The organism is Maribellus maritimus (assembly GCF_022267315.1).
In the GTDB taxonomy this organism is placed as follows: Bacteria; Bacteroidota; Bacteroidia; order Bacteroidales; family Prolixibacteraceae; genus Draconibacterium; species Draconibacterium maritimum.
In genome coordinates, this window is record NZ_JAIKLE010000030.1 from 16,480 (window position 1) to 37,086 (window position 20,607).

The following is a 20,607-nucleotide window of genomic DNA, read 5'->3' on the forward strand; positions in this document are numbered from 1 at the left end:
GCTAATTTAATGAACATGGAAAAAGACATTTCCTGATTCGTTTAGCACAAACAAAACAATTATGTTGTATTTCACCGGGTTCTTTTTGAAATGAATAATTATAATGAGATGAAAATTAAAATAGGACTTTTGGGTATTGGTCTTAATACCTACTGGAACCAGTTTGATGGATTGCTGGATAATCTTCTAAACTATCAAAAACAAATAAAAAATAAGATCGAAGACTCAGAAGTAGAGGTTGTTGATGAGGGGATGGTTGATAGCCCGGAAAAGGCTCGTTCTGCCTCTGAGTTTCTGCAAACACAAAATATTGAGGTTGTGTTTCTCTATGTTTCAACTTACGCGTTATCATCAACCGTTCTGCCGATAGCTCAAAGAGTAAAAGTTCCGGTGGTGATTTTGAATCTTCAGCCCGTTCCCCGGTTAGATTATGAAGCTTTTAACCGTTTAGGAGATCGGGGTAAAATGACAGGTGTTTGGTTAGAACACTGTCAGGCTTGCTCGGTTCCTGAAATCGCATCGGTATTTAACCGAGCAGGTATTTCTTATAATCTGGTAACCGGTTATCTGAATGATGATGAAGCCTGGAATGAAATAAAAGGATGGCTAGAGGCGGCTAAAGTTGCTACTGCTTTACGCAATAACCGCTTAGGGATATTGGGCCACTATTACAACGGAATGCTCGATGTTTATACCGACATTACAAAACAGTCTGCTGTATTTGGCACCCACATGGAGCTAATAGAAATGTGCGAACTAAAGAAATACCGAGATTTGGTTAGTACTGATGAGGTAGCAAAGAAAATTGAAGAATTCAACGAAACTTTTGATGTTTCCGAGGAATGTGAAGTTGCAGAAATCGAACGTGCTGCAAAAACATCTGTTGCACTCGATAAGTTGGTTGAATCCCGCAATTTGGGAGCCATGGCGTATTATTACGAAGGAGAAGATGGTAATGAATACGAAAATATTGTCACCTCGGTAATTGCAGGAAATACTTTGCTTACCGGGAAAAACATCCCGGTTGCGGGCGAGTGTGAGGTGAAAAACGCTCAAGCCATGAAAATAATGGCAGAATTTGGGGCAGGAGGCTCTTTTTCTGAATTTTATCTGATGGATTTTGAAGACGATGTTGTTTACCTTGGTCACGATGGTCCGGCTCACCCGTTAATTTCAGAGGAAAAAGTAAAACTTGTTCCGCTGCCCATATATCACGGAAAACCCGGCAAAGGCTTATCCATTCAGATGAATGTTAAAAATGGCCCGGTAACCCTGCTTTCTGTCGTGGAAGGCAAAGACGAAGTTTTTCTGTTATGTGCAGAGGCCCAGGCGGAGGAAGGACCAATTTTGCAAATTGGCAATACCAATAGTCGCTATCGTTTTTCTATAGGCGCAAAAGAATTTATGAATCAATGGTCTGTGCAAGGGCCGGCACATCATTGTGCAATTGGCGTCGGACATATTGCTGATAAGATTGAAAAGCTTGGCCGGTTATTAAAGATTAACGTCGTTCAAATTTGCTAAATGTTAATGAGAAGCAAAATATAAATCGATGATAATCAGGATTTAATTAGCTGATTAAGTTTCAAAATGAAAACTAAACAAAATAAATTATGAATAATTTTCTGAAAATTTTCGCATCCTTTTTTTTGATTGGCATCCTTTTTTTTCAATCAAAATCACAAGAGGTTTTTCCTGATTTTCCTCCGGAAGATGTTACCCGTGAAATGGATTTTAATCAAATGCTCCTTCAAATGGGAATAACATTGCCGGAACTTCCTCCAAGGAAAGACGACCCGAATTTGCCCAAAGGTGCAGTCCCGTCAAATCCCAACAATCCGGATGGTAGCTGGTCATACAACGGGCACAATCTTAATCGTTCGGCATGGGGCTTATGGGATAATTACGATGATACTTCCGAAGGTTTTTTCCCGGGAAGAGATTCTTTCAGGGTAGGGAAATATACTCCAATTTCGTTGTTAAGAATGAATAGCGGTGAAGAAATTACTTCTGCAAAAGAATGGTGGGAAAAGAAGAGGCCGGAAATTGCTCATGACCTCCAAAGTAGCCTTTACGGATTCTTCCCGCCGGAAGAAAAATTACCATCGGTTAAATTTTATGTGGTGAAAACAACCGGAGGAAAAGGAAATACGGAATATATTCAGAAAGAACTTACCGGGGAAATTGATATTTCGCAATATCCTGAAGTTCGGGATAAACCGGTTATAACAGCTACACTTCGAACTCCGGCAACCGCTACAGGCCCGGTTCCGGTAATGATTGTTTTTGGCGGATTTGGAAATTCAACTGAACAATACTGGAACATTGTTGCTCCGCATGGATGGGGAGTGTGTACATTTAGTCCGAATACGGTTCAGCCCGACAATGGCGCTGGATTAACAAGCTATTTAATTGGCCTGGTAAATAAAGGAAACTGGCGAAAACCTGATGACTGGGGAGCCATTGGAGCCTGGGCCTGGGGAATTAGCCGGTTGATTGATTACCTGGAAACCGACCCAACAGTGAATAGCAAAGCAATTGGGCTTACCGGTCATTCGCGATACGGAAAAGGAACATTATACGCTACCGCTTTTGAACCGCGTATCGCAATTGCCTTTCCAAGTGATGCCGGTAGTTTGGGGACAAAAATGAACAGGCGACACTGGGGGCAGGATTTGGAGAATTCGGGCACCCCATCGGAATACCACTGGATGGCTGGTAACTTTTTGCAGTGGTGCGGCGAACTGATTCCGGGGCAATATCTTCCGCGGAAGATAGAAGAGTGTCCGGTTGATGCGCATTCACTTATAGCGATGTGTGCATCTCGCCCCGTTTTTGTAAATGGAGGAAATCAAAGTTTGTGGTCGGATCCTTATGGAATATATTTAGCTGCTGCCGCCGCCAGTCCTGCCTATGAACTGCTGGGTAAAAAAGGACTGGTGATGAACGATGACAAACCACAAGTGGATGTTGGTTATATTGGAGGCACGTTGGGATACCGTTATCATGACGGCGGACACACTGACGCACCGGATTGGCCTGCTTTTTTTGAATTTGCATCAAAATTTATAGATGCTACCGAATTATCTTCCTCTGCTGATGTGGTTTTGCTTGCTTCTGAAGGAGGAAAATCAACTGAACTTAATATCCAATCCAATAAAAAGTGGAAAATAAAGAAGGATGCAGACTGGGTGGTTTTGAACAAAAAATCTGCATCAGGAAATGCTTTTGTGGAAATTTCTGCAAAGCAAAATCAAACCGGAAAAGGGCGGTCTGCACACCTTGAAATTGAAGCACAAGGTAAAAAGGTAGCTGTGTTAGTTAGTCAGGCATCAGGAAATAGTGAGGTTGAGATTTCAAAAAAAGATTTAAGTCTGTCTGGTTTTAGAGAAAGTTCTGAATCATTTGAAATTACTTCACAAACAGCCTGGAAAATTTCTGCTTCGGAAGATTGGGTAGCGACCGATCCCACAGCAGGAATTAACAACGATGAGGTTGTTGTAACGGTTTCACCAAACCTGACTGTTGAAAAACGATCGGCTGTCCTGACTATTTCATCTCCTTCATTTGAAGATCAAATAATAAGTATTACTCAGGATGAAGGAGAACCAGTGTTACAAATTTGGGGCAGTCCATCGGTTAAAGTTGGAGCAAAGGAATCAGACGCGTCCTTGTTTGTAATTACAAATACAACATGTACAGTAGAAAGCCCTGTCGGTTGGGTTTCGGGCGAAGTTAACACGGGCGGTAGGTTTAGTCGACTAAACCTGAAGATAAAAGAAAATACGACCGGCGAACCGCGACTGGCAAAGATTGCTTTAAAGGCCCCAAATATCGACCCTGTGTACATAGAGGTTTTTCAGGAAAAAAAATAATGCAGGGTATGTGGTACAAAAAACGAATACTTGGCTGGGGGCATTTAGGACTATTCTGGTTTGTTTTTGAAACAAACTCAATAGTAAGTAAATACTCATCTGATATTATTTTTACAGAACATGTGTGATTAATTCCCGTATCCTCAAAGCTATAGTTTTAGGCGCTAATGAAAGATCCATTACAAAAACAAACTCGTATAAAATTAAATTTTTACTCGTTCCTGTTGGACTTTTGATGTTGTAAATTTATTATATCTCTTGAATAAATAGATTTAAGAAAACAAGATAATTACTTAACCTTAACAGGTTCAACTACATATCCCAAATCTTGCAATTGATTTATTAAACTGCATTTAAACATTAAGTGGCTTAACCCAACTACAATGAAACAGTTACTTTCTTGTAAGTGTTCTTTTATTTCGTTAAGCCATTTATTGTTTCTATCCGCTAATATTAAATTATTTTGACAAGGTTGATCAAGTCTAAAATCAAATTCCATTTTTTTGTACCATTCAATCTCGGCGCAGCCATTGGTGTCTTTGGATTTGATTCTATAGATGACACTTGAAAGCCTTTTTTTATGAATTCTTCCCGGCATTCCTTCAATGTCCTTATTTATGAGCTCTATTTGTGCTTCTGTTGTTTCCAGTCCAATTTGTTTTATGTTCAACTGCTCAGCTATGGAACCAATATAATTATCTAATGACTGGTGTGTACCGTTGGCATTATTTGATAAGCAGACTTGTTCTTTGAAGTACCTGTTTAAGAAAACATACATTTCAGCGGGTGTCATCTTGTTAAAATCTGTTGGGCTTGTAGCAAACATATTTTTTATATATGCCAGATCGTCCTTATTCAAATATTTATTCCATTTTGTTATATCTGTCCGCTTGTTTATGATGTCTTCGGCTAAATGCCCCGGGATGTTTAAATTTTCCTTTATCAATAAATCACTGGCAGCCAGACATTGATTTGCATTTTTCAAAGCGTCAAAAAAAGGTTTTCCAAAAGCGTGATGTGTCCCGAAGATATAAGATATTTTTTGGTTTTTGGCTGAAGTAATCTTAAACAATACCGTATTAAAATCCGATGTGCCTTTCTTCGTATTTTCCTTTCCAATGACCAAACAAGTGCTAAAAAGAAAAACAAATAAAAATGTTAATCTCAATTTCCTTTTCATTTTGTGTACTTCCAATTACATGACTATTCTTCGTTTCAAGACCCAATATACAAACCTATCGACTTTTTCACTCAACTATAGTTTCTATTGTCTTAACAGACGAAACAGCAAAAAAGCCGTAGGCCCCATTGGAAATATTCCCGGGTACATCAGCCGGGATGCTACCAACAACACCAACTCCGCGCCATTCGGTTTCCGACATCATTGCTCTTACAAAATGATAGTAGGTATCGCTCATGGAATAGAAATATTCAGTAAAAGTTGAGCCTTTTAAAATCCCATTATGATTGTGTTCTCCATATATCAGCAAAGCAGCCGGCTCTACAGCATCGTGAATAAAATAGGTTGTATCTAAAACAGTAAAGTTGTTTTCCGAGATACGCCTGGTATACCAATCTGGTGCCTGCCAGCCGGATGGATAATACGCTGATGCGTCTTCAGGGATTTCGTATACCATTCTGTAGTTGTATGGTTCGGCAGATCCAAAATTACCTCGCAAAGTAAACATGTAGAAATCATCGTTAAACTCTGAAATGGCATATTCAATTGGCTGAATAACCGGAGCAGCTACCATGGAATCAGATGCATAATAATCCGCTCCATCAACCTGAATATGTAAAGTATATCTTTTTCCGACTTCACCTTTTATAGTATCATCTGTCGCGTAAACTCCTGGTTCCTTTTCTGTTAATTCAAAGATTGTTGTTCCATCGGTTATGCTTATCCCTGCACCGGAGACCATCTCAGGATTTTTACTGCCCACCACAGGTAAGGTTCTGCTTAATTTAACAATATGCTCCTGCTCAACATCGGTTAATAATCCCTCAACAACCAAACTGTTGCTAGATGTTTCTGCGCCTTCCCATTCAATTTCATTTATACATGAAATTTGGGTAAGTATCAATATGAAAATATATAATATTCTTTTCATCCAATTAAAATTTAAAATTATACGTTACACTTGGAAATACCGAGAACAGGGAAAATTTCTGATAGGCAATTTTATTGGGGTCTTCCACTACATTAACGTCCTGCATTTTTGGCCCTACAAAAACTGTAAGGGGATTTAAGCGTCCGTAGGCATTGTAAAGTGAGAATACCCAGCTGCCTTCCCGATTTCGATTGGGTTTTTCCTTGTTCTTCAGCGTAAATGCAAAATCCAGCCGGTGATAATCCGGAATACGGTCGCTATTCTTTTTGCCATATACCGGAACAATGTAATCGTTATAAACAAATGTTTCCACAGGCAGGGTTGTTGCGTAACCGCTACTGTAAACCCAGTTTGCAGAAAACGAACTACGTTTGGAAAGTTGCCAGGCGCCACTAACGTTAATCCGATGTGGTTGATCGTGTGCCGCAGGATACCGGTCACCATCATTTATTTCTGGAATTTTATAAAACACTCGAGAATAAGAATAAGAAACTGCCCCGGTTAACTTTCCTGTATTTTTTTCCAATGATACTTCTAAACCGTACGCTTCACCTTTCCCTGGCTTTAGCAATTTTTCAACATTGCGGTTCATAATCAACAATGAATGGTCGGCAAAATCAAGCTGATTATTGAGTTTTCGGTAATAAACTTCGCTGGTAAAACGATATTTGTTTTGGGCAAACTTTAAAAACCAGCCCATACTGAAATTATCGCTGGAAGCAGGTGCAATATTGTTATTGGTTGGATACCAAACATCGAGTACACTAAATGATGTTGCAGAATTTGAAAGCAGGTGTAAATATTGCAATGTGCGGGTGTAGTTAAATTTAAGAGAAGAATTTCTCCCTGTCAGGTAGCTTAATCCCAACCGCGGCTCCAGTCCAAACTTGTTTGTTACAATACCTGAATTATATTGTTTTGAGGTCGATACATTTCCATTAAAACTTAATTCTTCATAAGGCGATAACAGGTTGTACTGGTTTAATCTAACCCCATAACTCATTGTAAGCTTCTGCCCTACCTTTTGCTCATTCGAAACATAAATGCTGTTTAGGTTGGTTTTGGCCTGTGGCACTTCCTGAAAAACCGAATTTTCATCAATGGGCCTTCCCGGATTTATGTCTTTAAATGAAGACTCGGTCCCGAATTTTATCGTATTCAGCGCATTTGGGTACCACGTAAAATCTACTTTTGCTTTTAAATCAGAAACGCCGGCTTCCCAATTCACCGGATTTGTTGCCCTGGGAAAATCTATTTCATAATTGTAGTTGCTGTAAATCAGTGTGCTATTCAAAAAAAGACGGCTGTTAAAAATATGATTCCAGCGCAAAGTACCAGTTGCATTTCCCCAAAAAATATGGTAGTTAAGCGGAGTAATTTTTATCGCATCTTTACCGAAATAACCGGAAAGGAATATCCTGTTTTTATCATTGAATTTATAATTGGTTTTCAGGTTATAATCATAAAAATAAAGTTTTGATTTTCGGGTGTATTCATCTGCAGAAAGCCTGAATGATAAATCAGCGTAAGTCCGCCTTCCTGTTATTAAAAATGAGGATTTGTTTTTTACCAGCGGGCCCTCCAGCATCAACCTGCTCGAAACAGTGCCTATTCCACCGGAAACTGAGAACCGTTCCATATTCCCTTCTTTCATTTGTATATCCAGTACAGAAGAAAGACGGCTGCCATAATTGGCGGGGAAATCGTTTCGGTAGAATGTTAAACTGTTAATTGCATCGGGATTAAAAACCGAAAAGAATCCCATCAGATGTGAAGGATTGTAAACGGTTGCCTCATCGAGTAAAATCAGGTTTTGTCCGGCAGATCCCCCGCGTACGTTAAAGTTGGTTGCTCCTTCGCCTTTGGTTGATACACCGGGTAACAGTTGTATTGTTTTCATTAAATCGGCTTCGCCTGCAAGTGTTGGCACTTCTTTAATATCGAGGGTAGATAAGCGTTTGGTATTCATATTCACCGACCTCAAAGCCTGGGTATTATCCTCTGCCTTTACCTCAATTTCATTTATGGCAATGCTTTCTTCTTCCAGTTTTATATCAAGTGTTTGGTCATCAGCATTGGGTATCGTTATGTTTTTTGTTTTAAATCCGATGCTGCTAACCTGAATCTGCGTTTCGGAGTTATTTAATGTGAAAGAGTAAAACCCATAGGCATTTGTTGCTGTTCCTTTGTATGTTTTGGGGACTACTACTGTTGCGCCAATAATTGCTTCACCGGTTTTTTGGCTGGTAATATATCCGCTGATCGAGTAGTTACTTATCTTTTCGGTTTGCGAAGAATCGGTTATTTTCTTTTTTATGATTATGGAATGATTTTCAACCTCAATGGCAAACCTGTTTTCGGGAAATGCTTTTTTTAGCAACTGATTTAATTCAATTTTGGCAGTTGGCAGTTTAACCTCCCTTTTTAGCTCAATATCAACAGTTTTATATATGAAAGAGTAATGCGTTTGGTTCTGAACCGTTTGAATTATTTCCTCAATACTCCTGGTTGAATTTTCAAATCTTATTTCAATGCTGTCGGTTTGGGCGTGCACCTTTGCCGACAAGTGGAAAAGAAATAAGAGCAACATTGTTTTCAAGTAATCTGTTTTCATCATTGTTTAATTGTTTTCGTGACTTTCAATTGTTTTCGTCCGGACTTTTATTCTTAATTGTTTCTGTTTTAATTGTAATATAACGGTTGTTTATGCTGTAACTGAATTCAAGTGTTTTGCTTAATACCTGAAATATTTCATCAATACTTTCACCCGATGTAAACTGCCCGGTTACTTTTTCGTCGGTAATTTCTCCCGATAGCTGAATTTTATACAGGAATTTTTTCTCCAATAGCTCGCAAACGCTGCCGAATGAAACACCGCTAAACTGTAACTTTGTCTTTGTGTCATCAAATTGTTCGTTTACAACAGACTTATTCTGTGTGTTGTAGGCTATTTCCTGTCCAGGTTGAAGAATTATGGTATCTGTTTCACTCAGGAACCTGACTTTCCCTTCGTATAATTTTACTTCAATTTTAGCTCCTGCTTTTACATTAAATGAAGTTCCCAATACCTGAACCTGTGACTGGTTTAAACCAAGCATAAAAATATGCTGAGGGTCTTTGCTAATACTGAAAAATGCTTCTCCTTCAAGATGAGCTTCCCGGTTAAACCTTTTATTTACTGTTAATTTTGCCCCCGGTTGCAAATACACTATGGAGGAGTCAGGCAATTTTACAGCCGGATTAATTTCAGCATATTCGTAAGTAATTGTAGCCGGTTTTGTGAAAAAGTAAATGAAATATCCGGCAGCTATAATCAACAGAATAGAAGCGGCAATTTTTAATGAATTTGATGCGAGAAAACGAACCTTGTTTTTAGGCTTTTGTTTGTCAGAAAGCACTTTAAATTCTTCCCACTTCTGTTGAACGTTAATTGACTGGTACCATTCGTAGGAATCAGCAGTCTCAAAACTTTTTTTAAATTTTTCAAAATACAGTTTGTGTTCGTTGCCTTGCCCTATCCATTCTTCTACCTGCCTTATTTCGGTTTCACTTGCAGTGCTATTTAAATACTCAAATAACTGACGGTCGTTAATATTTAATCTGTTTTTATTCATGTTTTCAATTATTAGTCGGATTAATGACGGGTACTACTTACCCGAAAATTGATTTTTTTTAGAAAAAAGTAAATAAAAGTTGAAGCAGGTGGTCTTTCAGAGCTGTTTTTAATCGCTTTAAAGCTTTGAAAATGTGTGCTTCCACCGTACGAACGGAAATGTTATACTCAGCAGCAATTTCTTTGTTCGATTTTCCTTCATACCGGCTTTTCACAAAAACAACTCTACACTGTTCAGGGAGTTCATCAACAACTTCATAAATGGTTTTTTCCAGTTCGGTGCTGTCAAAGAGGTTTTCCATGTGAGCAACGTTTTCGGTTGCTGTCAGCGATTCAAAATATTTGTTCTGCGACTTTTCCTTTTTTATCACATCAATACTTTTGTAATAAACCGCTTTTTTTAAATAAGCGTACACATCTCCCTGAATGGTTTTTGTTTCAATGTGTTCATAGAAATCAAGAAAAACCTGCTGAACCACATCTTCAGCTTCATCCCTGTTATTTAAACAACGGAAGGAAACCAGACAAAGCGCTTTGAAGTATTTGTTGTAGATTTCCTGAAATTCAGATTCAGTAATTTTCATTTTTTCTGTTTAAATGTAAATGAGAGTATTGTTGTATATGTATAAGAGTATATGTATTTGTTACTTGGAAAATTGAGTTTGCAGCTCAGAAGGAGAAACAGATTCAGTAAGAAAGGGTAGGGGATACGAACAAAAGGCGGAGACTTTATCATTTTGATAATGTTTCCACTTTTATGAACCTATTCGGAAAAATATTGAACTTCTTGTTTCAAGATTACGATGGCGTATTGAGGCCCATACACAAAAAAGAAAAATAAAAAAGGAGTTTAAAAAGCAAAAAGAACGACAATCTCTCATTGCTTTTTTGTGTAATTATATTTTAACTTTTAAAACAAATCATTTACGGTATATTATCCTTAATTGTGTTCGTAAATGGCAGAAACAATTTTATTAAACCTCTTTTACAAGCACCTTTTGTTTTCATGTTAAACCATTTTGGTTGATTATCAGGTCTTTTGTTTCGATGCTGCTTCACATCCAAGGTAGTTTAGAGGCATTTTTCCTGTCACCTGTAAGTGTATTACTATAAAGGAAATATTTCCTCGTAAAGTTTTATAATTTTCTGCTTGTCACTATCAACGAAACCTGCAGCTCTCTGGCTCATTTCATACCAGAGCATTTTATTTCTCTCAGATCAACCTTCGGCAGAAACGTAAATGATTGCACAGGCTGCATTTCTTACTTTAAAAAAACAAGCCTTGGATAAAGAAAGAGAGTTATTTTTATTTGGCTTTACATTCTTATTTCGTTGTTTTTGCCCCCAAAAGCTTTTAGCTTCTGTTCTAAAGTATTCTTGATTATTTTATTCTTGATGTTTGCCGGTTTCGCGTTCTTCCCAGCCGCTTTTTCCTTCATCGATATAAATTTCCTGAACCGACTTGGAAACACGGTTGTCCACTTCTTCCACTAAATGAATTTTTAAAGGGTGAGTCAATCGTTTTTTCCAATCTAAAACAGGTTGGTAAGGCTCTTCTCCGTCTTTTGTTTCGAAAACAAGGTAAGCCCATTTTTCAGTAAAGAAATTACCTTTCATGGCCGGGACCATTTGTTGCATATTCGATGAAAGGAATGGCAGAGACAGCGCACGGGCCCAATAAATCCATGGACCTCCGGTGATGTACATGTATGGATTTAACAAGCGTTCACGCGATTCGATGCCGGTGTTGGCGTATGACAACTGAATTCCTGCGAAACCGATGTGTGTGTCTTTGTTGTAAAATGAGATCCATGGAACGTCGTCTTCCATTTTAAGGTCAGTCAGGTCAGGCATATCGGTAACATCGTATGTAATAACTTTGTTTCTTACAGCGTCGAACCAGGCGGCGTGTGTCATCAATTCTCGTTTAAAAACCACCTCACCATTTCGTAAGGCAATGCAGTTGATGGTTTCGTTGATGCGCATATTGGTTGTTGTGATAATGTATGGAACATCCGGATGAAATTCATATCGAACCGATGCGTCAACTTCGGGAATGTCGCGCAGGTTATCCCATAATTCGGCTACAGTAACCACTGGTCCTGAAATGAGATTAATATTTTTTGGAGGGTTCCAGTCGGCAGTATGTGTCCATGGGCGTGGGGGAGAATAAATTCCGGGATTCCAGTGAACAGCGCCGTTGGTTTCCATACGGTGAAACAATGGAAAATCAGGACGATCTTTTAACATAAGTTGATCGAGGTGCCCCGAATTATTGTGCAAAGAAACCGTCAAAGCTCCATTGTCTATACTAATTCCGGGCATTTCACCCTGAACTTTCAAATTAGAATTATAAACTTTCGTCAGCGCTTTATCATTGTTGTAGTAAATTAAATACACTTTACTTGTATTTGCCGGAACATCGGCCAGGAATGCTACGCGAGCGCTAAGTGTAGGAAACCAAAGTGGCACCGCATGTGTCGGATTTCCATTTTCATCTGGTGCCATATCATCTTCTTCGGTGTATTTTTGTAAATCATAAACCTGACAAGGCACTTCTTTAACCGCATGGATTTTCGAATCGAACTCTACTACCCGAACCTCTCGTTTTAAATCAAAAGCCTCATCCGGATAAAATGCAACAACCGCCTCCACAGCTTCTGATTTTCTGTCAATTCCGGCAGTTTCGCTTAACACCACCGACTTGTAATTTTTCCAAGCTGTATCAAAAATTTTGGCGTCGTTGGGCGAAGTAAGTGTTACTGTCTGTGATAGAAACTTATCATCAGAAGAATTTTCAACGCCTTCCTTCATTCTTACCGTTAGTTTTATGTTGTATTTTTTTCCGGGTTCCCACTTTACCCATCCAACTACATTCGGATTTTTGTAAAGGGTGGCGTCGTGAGATAATCCATATCCCGACGGCGGACGATGAGACAGTGGCGGATATTCTTTTTCAATTACATCTTTTTCGCGATACAAATCAGTGCTTCTCAAAACTTTCCCGTTTACTTCTGCCTCTACTTCAATTATCGAAGCTTCAGGCAATTCCAGCTCAGCAAAAAAATGATAAAACGGAATTGCCGGACAAGGATAGTCGAGGTTTATACTTTTTATTGAAAGCTGTGCCTCTTCCTTTTTTGCCTGGCTGCCCATGGCAAATAGTACAAAAGCAAGAATTAAAAAAGATATCTTTTGTTTCATCGTATGGTGTTTTTTTAAATAATTCTAAACAAATTCTTAAAAGTTATTCGACGTTTATTTTTGATTTTGTTATCAGATTTCTCTCACGCAACGCTTCTACGCCTTTTTCCCAATTTCCTTCATCTGCCCACATATAATATGAAAAGTACATCGCATTTTTCTTAATGATTCTTATCCAGGGTTGAAATTCAACATAATAGTGACGTGTACTTGAGTTCCGCGGATGATTCATCCACATGTGCAAAAAATCGGGCTGATCAACAGGAAAAGCGCCAACAAAGAATACGTTTTCATTTTCATCTCTTCCGGCTTGCCAGCCTTCTGTTAGGGTGAAAATCTGTCCGTAATATTCGTCCATTCTCATCCTGTATTTCAACAAACCTTTCACATCGGGAACCATAAACACATCAACAGTATCGTGCGCAGCTCCCAACGCCAAAATAGGCTGCGGCCCGAACATGTCAGTTTCTTTATTGGTAAAATTAAGTTTGAATTTCACTTCAAGAAGAGGTGAATCGCCATAAAGTGTAAATATTTTTTCGATTTGGTTTCCATAAAAATCGGAAGTCATTTTGACACTCACGCTCGTACCTCCACTTTTCAGGATCTCAGCATCAAAAACTTTATGTGTTTCCATGCTGGGCTGCCCCAGAAAATCTTCAAATCCGCCAAACGGATAATAATGCCGTTCGCGGAAAGGCTGATTTTCATTTGCCGGTTTTTCCGGCCATGATTTAAAAAGTACATTGTCGTCTTTACTTTTTACGATGTATTCAATAACACGCGCTCCGATTGTGAGCAGTGTCACCTTAACTTTGTCGTTTTCCATCTGGTATTCATCCACGCCATCACCGTTCAAATCAACAGTTGTTAATGTGGATTGTCCTTGTGCTTTTTCAACGCCCAGCTGCGTTTCTGAAGAACAATCAAGTGCCGTTGTAACAAGCTTGTAATTTCCTGCCTTGATTTTTATATCAAACACCAACTCTTTGTATGTATCGGGCGCAACTTCACATTGCTGAATTTTTTCAAAAACAGCTTTCCCGGGTTTGTCTGTTTTGAAAACCTGCACTTTTACAGGAAAAGAAGATTCTTTTGTGAAATTGTGAACCGATACCGGATATTGCACAACCGGCGTTTGTCCGTACAACAATTGAGGTACAGAAATAGCAGGTGGCAAATCCAGCATGGTCACAGTCGATTTCTTCTTCCCATCCCAAACAAAATCAATCCCAATAGGATTTGTTTTTCCCATAGCTTCTTTTTCAATGGAAACAGGGAAACGCACTTCTTTTTGACTGTTGGCAGGTAGGGAAATTGCTTTCCCGTTTTCTGCCAATTTCAAAGCTGAAGGCAACGAAAGCGACAAATTACCGGTAATGGCTTTATTTGAGTAGTTGGTTAAGGTTATTTTTACTTCTGAGCCATTCGTCTCGGTATAAATATCTATATAATCTCCAAAATAATCTTCAAGGAAAATGCGGTCAAGTTCGAGTACTTGCATCGCTTGTCTGAAATAGTCTCCACCAATGATTTTTCCTTGTGGAAGAACAGCTACTTCTCGGCGTTCTTTTATTGCTTTTATTATGGATTTTTTATTTACATAAGCACCTTTTGGAAGAAACAACACCATTGAAGACGTTGCTCCACCAGAAAAGGATGAAGTAAGATTTACAAAAGGAAGCTCCTGGTTATCCAGTTGTTTTTTATTTCCTTCGTTTACAATGTAGCCGTCATACACATCGTGTTCGTCAGCTTTATTGTCAAATACCTGGCGGAAAATATATCCGTTTTTCTTTTTAACAAAATCTACATATCCTTGTTGTTTTATGTCTTGTTCCTGAAGTCCGTCCCAATTATCGCAGCCAAAAACGAAATTTCGTTGTCCATATCCCGGCGCATAAGAACCAGCTTCAACAAAAGCCGGATTTCCAATTTCATCCATCCACGACTGGTATTTTTCCAGCGCGCGGAACTCGTTGTAACCGCTAAAAACAAACCAGGAATTTCCTTCATTTAATCCCCGGGAAATAACATCAATCGGATGCACAAAATCAGTAGTAACAGACATGTACAATGTTTCAATTCCCATCCAGCCTTTTCTGAAATCGTAGGTTCTTACTATTTCACGAATATTTTTAATAACGGATTCCAATTTTTCGAACGCCTCTGTATCGGACGAAATCACTGCAAATATTTTTCGCTGTCCGCTTTCCAACCGGAAAACATCAGTTGGATGCCAGTCGTTCGATTTAAACTGGTGTGCAGTTAGATCTTTCTTCCAGCTGTTAATGTCGCCGGCAAGAGACAATAATTTTTTACCAACTTCAGAATGGGGCGAAGCAAAAACAAGTACATCATTACTTTTCAGAGTTGTTTCCATTTCGTTGAGCGATGGCTCTTTTACTGTTTTTGTATCCGAAGAAAGCAATTCATTAATAAATCCTTCCTGCAAATTCAAGCCTATGATTCCCAACTCTTCAGCAATGTCAATTTTGCTTTGTTTAATTGAAAGGTTTACGTCACGAACAGTCATTTTGAATAAGTTCCCATATCGGAAAGTATTCAGATAAGTATCACTCCAGTGTGTGGTGTAGCCATTATTATGAATCTCTGTTTTTACGGGAACCCGTTCTTCATTTTTTGAAATAGGAGGATGAAAACTATTCAGCTTTTGTGCGTTACTTATCCCTACTCCCTGAAATAATAACGAAATCAATAAAATAACGAAATAATTAGATTTCATATTTGGTAAATATGTTTGTTTATTGCTCTAATGGTTAATACTTTTTTCAGAATTTATTTTTGGTTTTTTTCTTTGCTTTAATTTGGCTGTTTCATTTAACGATAATATTTCATCCCCGTAATTTAGTTCCACAGTAAATTGTGTTGGTGTTGCCCACATTCGGATAGAAGTTTTGCTTCCATCCGAGACTTCTGTAGCTATCTGCTCCGGCACCGAAATTTCCTCCAGTGAAGCAGCATATTTCCCAACCTTTTTTTTGTAATCTTTTTGTTTGTAGAAAACCCACCATAAATACTTTTTCAAATTTTCGATTGCCGAAACTTCGAACTTCACTTTTCCTTCGCCAGCTTTTGTTTCCGAAAATTGCATCAGCCCCCAGCGTTCAGGATAGTGCATACTTATTAATCCTTGAGGACTCCAGGTCCAGTAATTTGTTTTTACTCTGTCAGGATATTCTTTCTGGTCGGCAGCATTTCCGCCTTCCCATTCCACACGCATCAAATTCACTTTCCAAATTTCTTTATCCTGTGGAATTTTAACAGCATCGGCGCTACGCAAATCGGCAAAGGGAATTTTCATTTCAACAGTCCAACTCTTGTCCTTGTCGGTTGGAGTATTGACTGTCCCTTTTGCCATAACTGCACTTTGAAATCCCGGGGAATTCCATGTAAACAGAGCCATTCCTCCGTCGCGATAAGATTTTGTTAAGAATAAGTCGAACAGAGTATTGAGTACATTTACTTCATATTCAAAATAATTGTGCGTATCGCCATCGGGGTCAATAAAAATTTCAAAAACATTTTCGTTGAACAATAATTCATCACGTTTTGTTATTTTGCCCTGAAGATTAGGTTCTTCAAGCTTCGCAAAAACATAGATATTCTCATTGTCCCATAACAATTTCACGTCAGTTTGTAAAAACGGTTCCGGCCATTCATTTCCTCTGATGTCGCCAAAGTCACTCAATCTTTCAATTTTACTCCAGTCAGTCTCTTTTGCAATCCCATCAATTGTCATTTTCGAGTCGGTTTTATAGATGGTGTATGTGGAAACCGGTGTCAGCAAACTGGCATATTTCTCAAAATCTGGTTTCTGCGCAAACGAAACCTGCAGAAGGAAAAACGTCAGCAACAAAAAGAAACTTCCTTTCTTTCGCAATCCATTTTTTATATTTTGTTCAAGCTGCATTTCATTCAATCTTTAGCGTAAGCCCTCTCCCACAATAAGGATATTCCCCAAAAAATAATTGTAGTTTTTATATTCTGATTCATTCTTCATGAATGCTTCCGGAGCTCTTTTCGACAATATTTTTTCTTTATCGAACTCATCATCAATAACCTCAATTTCCACAGTATGCACCGTATCTTTCAACTGTTTTTCAAGAATCACATTGTTAATCCGGTAATAGGAACAATAAGCATCAAAACGTTGAATTTCGCGTTCCTTTCCATCGATGGTTACTTTTATTTTCCCTGAACCGGGCCCAATTACATCATATAAACCAACAGCAGTTCCCTTAAATTTGAAACTGAGTTTTGCGCCCGTTTTTCCTTCGTAAATCTGAGGTAAAAATTTTTCAAATTTATCAGCCAACTCGTCTCCATTTTTCAGCAATTCCCAATCGCCTGTTTTCCTGGCATCGACAACCGAATAACATTGTGCATTTTCCCAATTGTCGTTTAAAAAAGGGTTTGTCAATTTATGGCTGCCAACTTTTCCAAATGCTTCCATTTCCTCCAAATATTTTACGATAACAGAAGCATATATAGGATGGCCTGATTCTGACAAGGGATGGGTATGATCTTTTGTAAACACAATTATATTATCGTTTTCCGATGGATCTGCGGTAAAAACAAGTTTCCCTTCTTCGCGAAGCTGAACTACTTTTTTCCCCGCCAGAATACTCGGAATATCATAATAATCTGCCAGCTTTTCCATGGCCAGGATCGTTGAAGACAATTCTCCTCTGAGAAATTCTTTGCACTGATCGTCAACCATCGTGTAAATAAAACAGATATCGGTAGTTGAATTGGCCTGCCATGTTTTCCGGATAATTCCTTCCATTGTACGCAAAACGTCGTCCGGTTTTTGGCTTTTATCGTTTACTGCAAATTCTACAAAAAGAAGATCCGGTTTGTATTGTAAAACGTCGTGCTCAACCCGGAAAACTCCGAGATTTGAGCCTGTTCCTCCGATAGCAGCAGCAGTTTCCAGAAATATTGTTTCTGGGTAGTGTACCCTTAGCCAATTATAGGTAAGTGTTCGCCAACCTTCTTTCGCTTCAGTAATACTTCCTCCGAGGTAGGCAACGTTTACTTTTCTCGATGTTTCTATTTTTTGATAAAAATTCGGAAGACCGCCACGTTTATGAAATTCTTTTAACTGCTCAAAAGCTATATTTTTTTTCTTTTCTGCTTTCGATAGCTCATCCGCAAAAACATTTGGTTTTAGCAAAAAGAATAAAAATATTAATATGAATATTTTTTGAATGTAACTTTTCATTTTATCACTTTCTGAATGTAAAATTCCCAATTTCGAAATTTGTACTACTCGCTTTATTTAATTCTTGCTCCTGAAATTCGATACAAACCATAAGAGAAAAAAAACAAAAACGGGGACAGTCCAATTTATTTTTTATTCAGCCACCAGATGAGTGGGATTTTTTGTCTCGGTTTTTTTCCTCAAGTTACAGCACTTCAGGAGTTCCTTTTATAATAAAGAAATACTTAATTTTTTTTCTTCTTCGTTTGTTATTCCGCTAACTGACAGTACTTTTGTTTCCGAATCATATTCCCAGTTTGTAATTGTAGTTCCGTTAATTTTTACATCAGCAGGTTTCGGGATAATATTGAAATGTATAAAATATTTTCGGTCTTTAACTCTTCCCTGATAGTCGCCTTCAGTTGTATGAAGTGTAAAACTAATTTGAGATTCATTGGCTGCACAGGTCATTTTTGTTGTTGCGATTTCTCCTTTTTCGTATCCAAAACCTTCGCCTTCATCCTCAATTAAAGTGAAATTGCTTTCTTTGTATGGATATACCTGCACAGTCATGGTATCGATTGGTTTCTGTCCAACATAATCAACATACGGCCATTCCGGAATAATTGCGCCGGCCTTAATAAACAAGCCACCTCCTTTATCTTCCGGAATTTCAAGTTTTATTTCCTGCTTCCCTTTAAACTCTTTGTGTGACCAGTAATCTATCCATTTTCCTTCGGGCAGATACACTTTATCAGTAAATGCGGTTACCAGCAAATTTTCGCCAAACATGTATTGATTCATATTGTCCTGCAAAGCCTTGTCTTTTGGATAACACAGCGGCATGGGTCGCATAATCGGCACCGAAGTTTGATTACTTACATGTGCATACGTATAAATGTAGGGCATCAAACGATAGCGAAGGTTTGCATAATACCGGAATGTTTTTTCCATTTTTCCTAAAAACCAGGGGTAGCGAATATCCCACCAACTGTTTACCTGTGCCCAGCCTACAAGAAAGCCAAAGTGAATACCGTCTTTTGAGAAAACCCCCATGTCGCAGGTAACATTCGATTGGGCGGTCATTGCGTGGTTCAACATCGAAACCATGGCTCTTTGCCCGCCACCTTCGTCGCCCGCCCAGGTTGCCGCGTAATGTTGCAAACCTGCGTAACCGGTACAGAAATACATCATCGGCCGTTTATTCATGTAATCTTTCCAACCATCGTAAACCTGGCGCTGGTACATGGGCTGAAAAAGGTTGTGCATTTCAGCGTCGCTCATTCCGTTTCCATAAAACCAATCGGGATGTTCATTGATAATATAAGCCGGATCCTGCTTAAAACAGCTGACTCCATCATTAATCAATAACTTAAAATGGTCGAACCAAGGCTGGTCAACAATGGTATTTTTATTAAAAAAGCGGGCTTCGTGTGCACCGGCATCAAAATTACTTTCATCGAAAGCTGGCGTAAATCCATCCTCTTTTTTCTGGTACAATTCCGGGAATTCTTTTGCAGCCACGCGTTCTGCTTCATAAGTAATGTCGTACTCACAAAGTGTCCATACACTCAATCCAAAACCAATTCTATTCAACGCTCCCGGAAATGTAACCGCGCCCATATATTTATTTCTGAATTTTTCGCCAAACCAAGCCGGAAGAAAAAATTTATCCGGATCCCAATTAATTTCAACGGTCGGGTCATAGTAGTGTTCCATCCAGCCGGGTTCCAGGCCGAGAAAATCACAGGGAACTTTTTCTTCGCGGAATCTCGAGGCATGTTCCAGCAATTCAAACTGGTTTACTTCGCGGTTTTCAATATACATTAACCCATAAGCTTTCTGAGGTAAAATTCTTGGTGAACCGGTAATTTCAGTGTATTGTTTCAGCAAATCTTTATAATCGTTGCCTACCATGATATAAATATCAAAATTGCCGCCGTTTCCCCATATTTTCATTTCATCGGGATTACTTTTTCCAATGTCGTAGTAATGCTTAAATGTAGTATTTATGAACAAAGCCCAACCGTTGCTGCTCATCAAAAAAGGAGCTGGGGCATAAGCCTGTCCGTATGAAACCCACGAACGCATTTGGTGTCCCCGGTGTTGGATGTGTTCTCGATCGGTATCTCCCAAACCGTAAAACAGTTCATCTTTTTGAAGATCGAATTCAGCCCCAAAACCTCCGCCAAGTACCTCTTTTGCCGGATAACCACCAGCCATTAATAATTTGTCATCATTATCGGATACAGAGAAATGGCCGTTTTTGGGGTCAACCGTCAATTTCCCTTTTTGAGTTACAAAAAGCAGTTTGCCTCCTTTTTTCTCCGTCTTCAGTGTGCTGTTTTTGGGCCATTCGTATTTCACAATGCCATATTTCTCCATTGAAGAAATGGGAAAACTATCAATAATATTTACCTGCAACCTGAATATTTGCTCACTCAGGCAGCTCACTTTCAAAAAATTTCCATTGTAGAGTTGTACTGTTTTACTTATGGATTGAGAAAAGGAAATTCCCGATACCAAAAGAAAACAGAAAAGAATAAATCTTTTTTTCATAAGTTTTTATGTTCAAAC

At 38.7% G+C, this 20,607-nt stretch carries 12 protein-coding genes; 2 read left to right on the forward strand and 10 right to left on the reverse strand.

What is annotated here, in order from left to right; all coding sequences use genetic code 11:
* Window positions 1–108 precede the first annotated feature (108 nt).
* The gene (locus K5G00_RS21585; RefSeq protein ID WP_238768401.1) at window positions 109–1,524 is read left to right on the forward strand and encodes an L-fucose/L-arabinose isomerase family protein; all 1,416 of its coding nucleotides are present in this window, start codon (window positions 109–111) and stop codon (window positions 1,522–1,524) included.
* Window positions 1,525–1,613: 89 nt separating this feature from the next.
* On the forward strand, window positions 1,614–3,875 hold the full coding sequence (locus K5G00_RS21590; RefSeq protein WP_238768403.1) for a BACON domain-containing protein: 2,262 nt from the start codon (window positions 1,614–1,616) through the stop codon (window positions 3,873–3,875).
* 289 nt (window positions 3,876–4,164) lie between these two features.
* On the opposite strand, the gene K5G00_RS21595 is transcribed toward K5G00_RS21590, so the two are convergent.
* The 10 genes from K5G00_RS21595 to K5G00_RS21640 all read right to left on the reverse strand — a co-directional run bounded on the left by K5G00_RS21595 (window position 4,165) and on the right by K5G00_RS21640 (window position 20,589).
* A complete protein-coding gene (locus tag K5G00_RS21595; RefSeq protein ID WP_238768405.1) occupies window positions 4,165–4,947 on the reverse strand; it encodes a TraB/GumN family protein in 783 nt (260 codons plus the stop codon).
* A gap of 175 nt (window positions 4,948–5,122) precedes the next feature.
* A complete protein-coding gene (locus K5G00_RS21600) occupies window positions 5,123–5,986 on the reverse strand; it encodes a DUF4249 family protein (protein WP_238768407.1) in 864 nt (287 codons plus the stop codon).
* 4 nt (window positions 5,987–5,990) lie between these two features.
* A complete protein-coding gene (locus K5G00_RS21605; RefSeq protein WP_238768408.1) occupies window positions 5,991–8,603 on the reverse strand; it encodes a TonB-dependent receptor in 2,613 nt (870 codons plus the stop codon).
* A gap of 22 nt (window positions 8,604–8,625) precedes the next feature.
* The gene (locus tag K5G00_RS21610; protein ID WP_238768410.1) at window positions 8,626–9,600 is read right to left on the reverse strand and encodes a FecR family protein; all 975 of its coding nucleotides are present in this window, start codon (window positions 9,598–9,600) and stop codon (window positions 8,626–8,628) included.
* Between the two features lie 58 nt (window positions 9,601–9,658).
* Window positions 9,659–10,183, reverse strand: coding sequence for an RNA polymerase sigma-70 factor (locus tag K5G00_RS21615; RefSeq protein WP_238768412.1), 525 nt, complete (start codon window positions 10,181–10,183; stop codon window positions 9,659–9,661).
* 802 nt (window positions 10,184–10,985) lie between these two features.
* Window positions 10,986–12,803 carry a hypothetical protein gene (locus K5G00_RS21620; RefSeq protein ID WP_238768414.1) on the reverse strand — a complete coding sequence of 606 codons (1,818 nt, stop codon included), beginning with the start codon at window positions 12,801–12,803 and terminating at the stop codon, window positions 10,986–10,988.
* A 43-nt stretch (window positions 12,804–12,846) separates the two neighbouring features.
* Window positions 12,847–15,549 (reverse strand): hypothetical protein, encoded by a 2,703-nt coding sequence (locus K5G00_RS21625; protein ID WP_238768416.1) that lies wholly within the window; start codon window positions 15,547–15,549, stop codon window positions 12,847–12,849.
* A 27-nt stretch (window positions 15,550–15,576) separates the two neighbouring features.
* Window positions 15,577–16,737 carry a carbohydrate-binding family 9-like protein gene (locus tag K5G00_RS21630; protein ID WP_238768418.1) on the reverse strand — a complete coding sequence of 387 codons (1,161 nt, stop codon included), beginning with the start codon at window positions 16,735–16,737 and terminating at the stop codon, window positions 15,577–15,579.
* Window positions 16,738–16,749: 12 nt separating this feature from the next.
* Window positions 16,750–18,051 (reverse strand): SGNH/GDSL hydrolase family protein, encoded by a 1,302-nt coding sequence (locus tag K5G00_RS21635; protein ID WP_238768420.1) that lies wholly within the window; start codon window positions 18,049–18,051, stop codon window positions 16,750–16,752.
* Between the two features lie 207 nt (window positions 18,052–18,258).
* Window positions 18,259–20,589 carry a glycoside hydrolase family 31 protein gene (locus K5G00_RS21640; RefSeq protein WP_238768422.1) on the reverse strand — a complete coding sequence of 777 codons (2,331 nt, stop codon included), beginning with the start codon at window positions 20,587–20,589 and terminating at the stop codon, window positions 18,259–18,261.
* Between the last annotated feature and the right edge of the window lie 18 nt (window positions 20,590–20,607).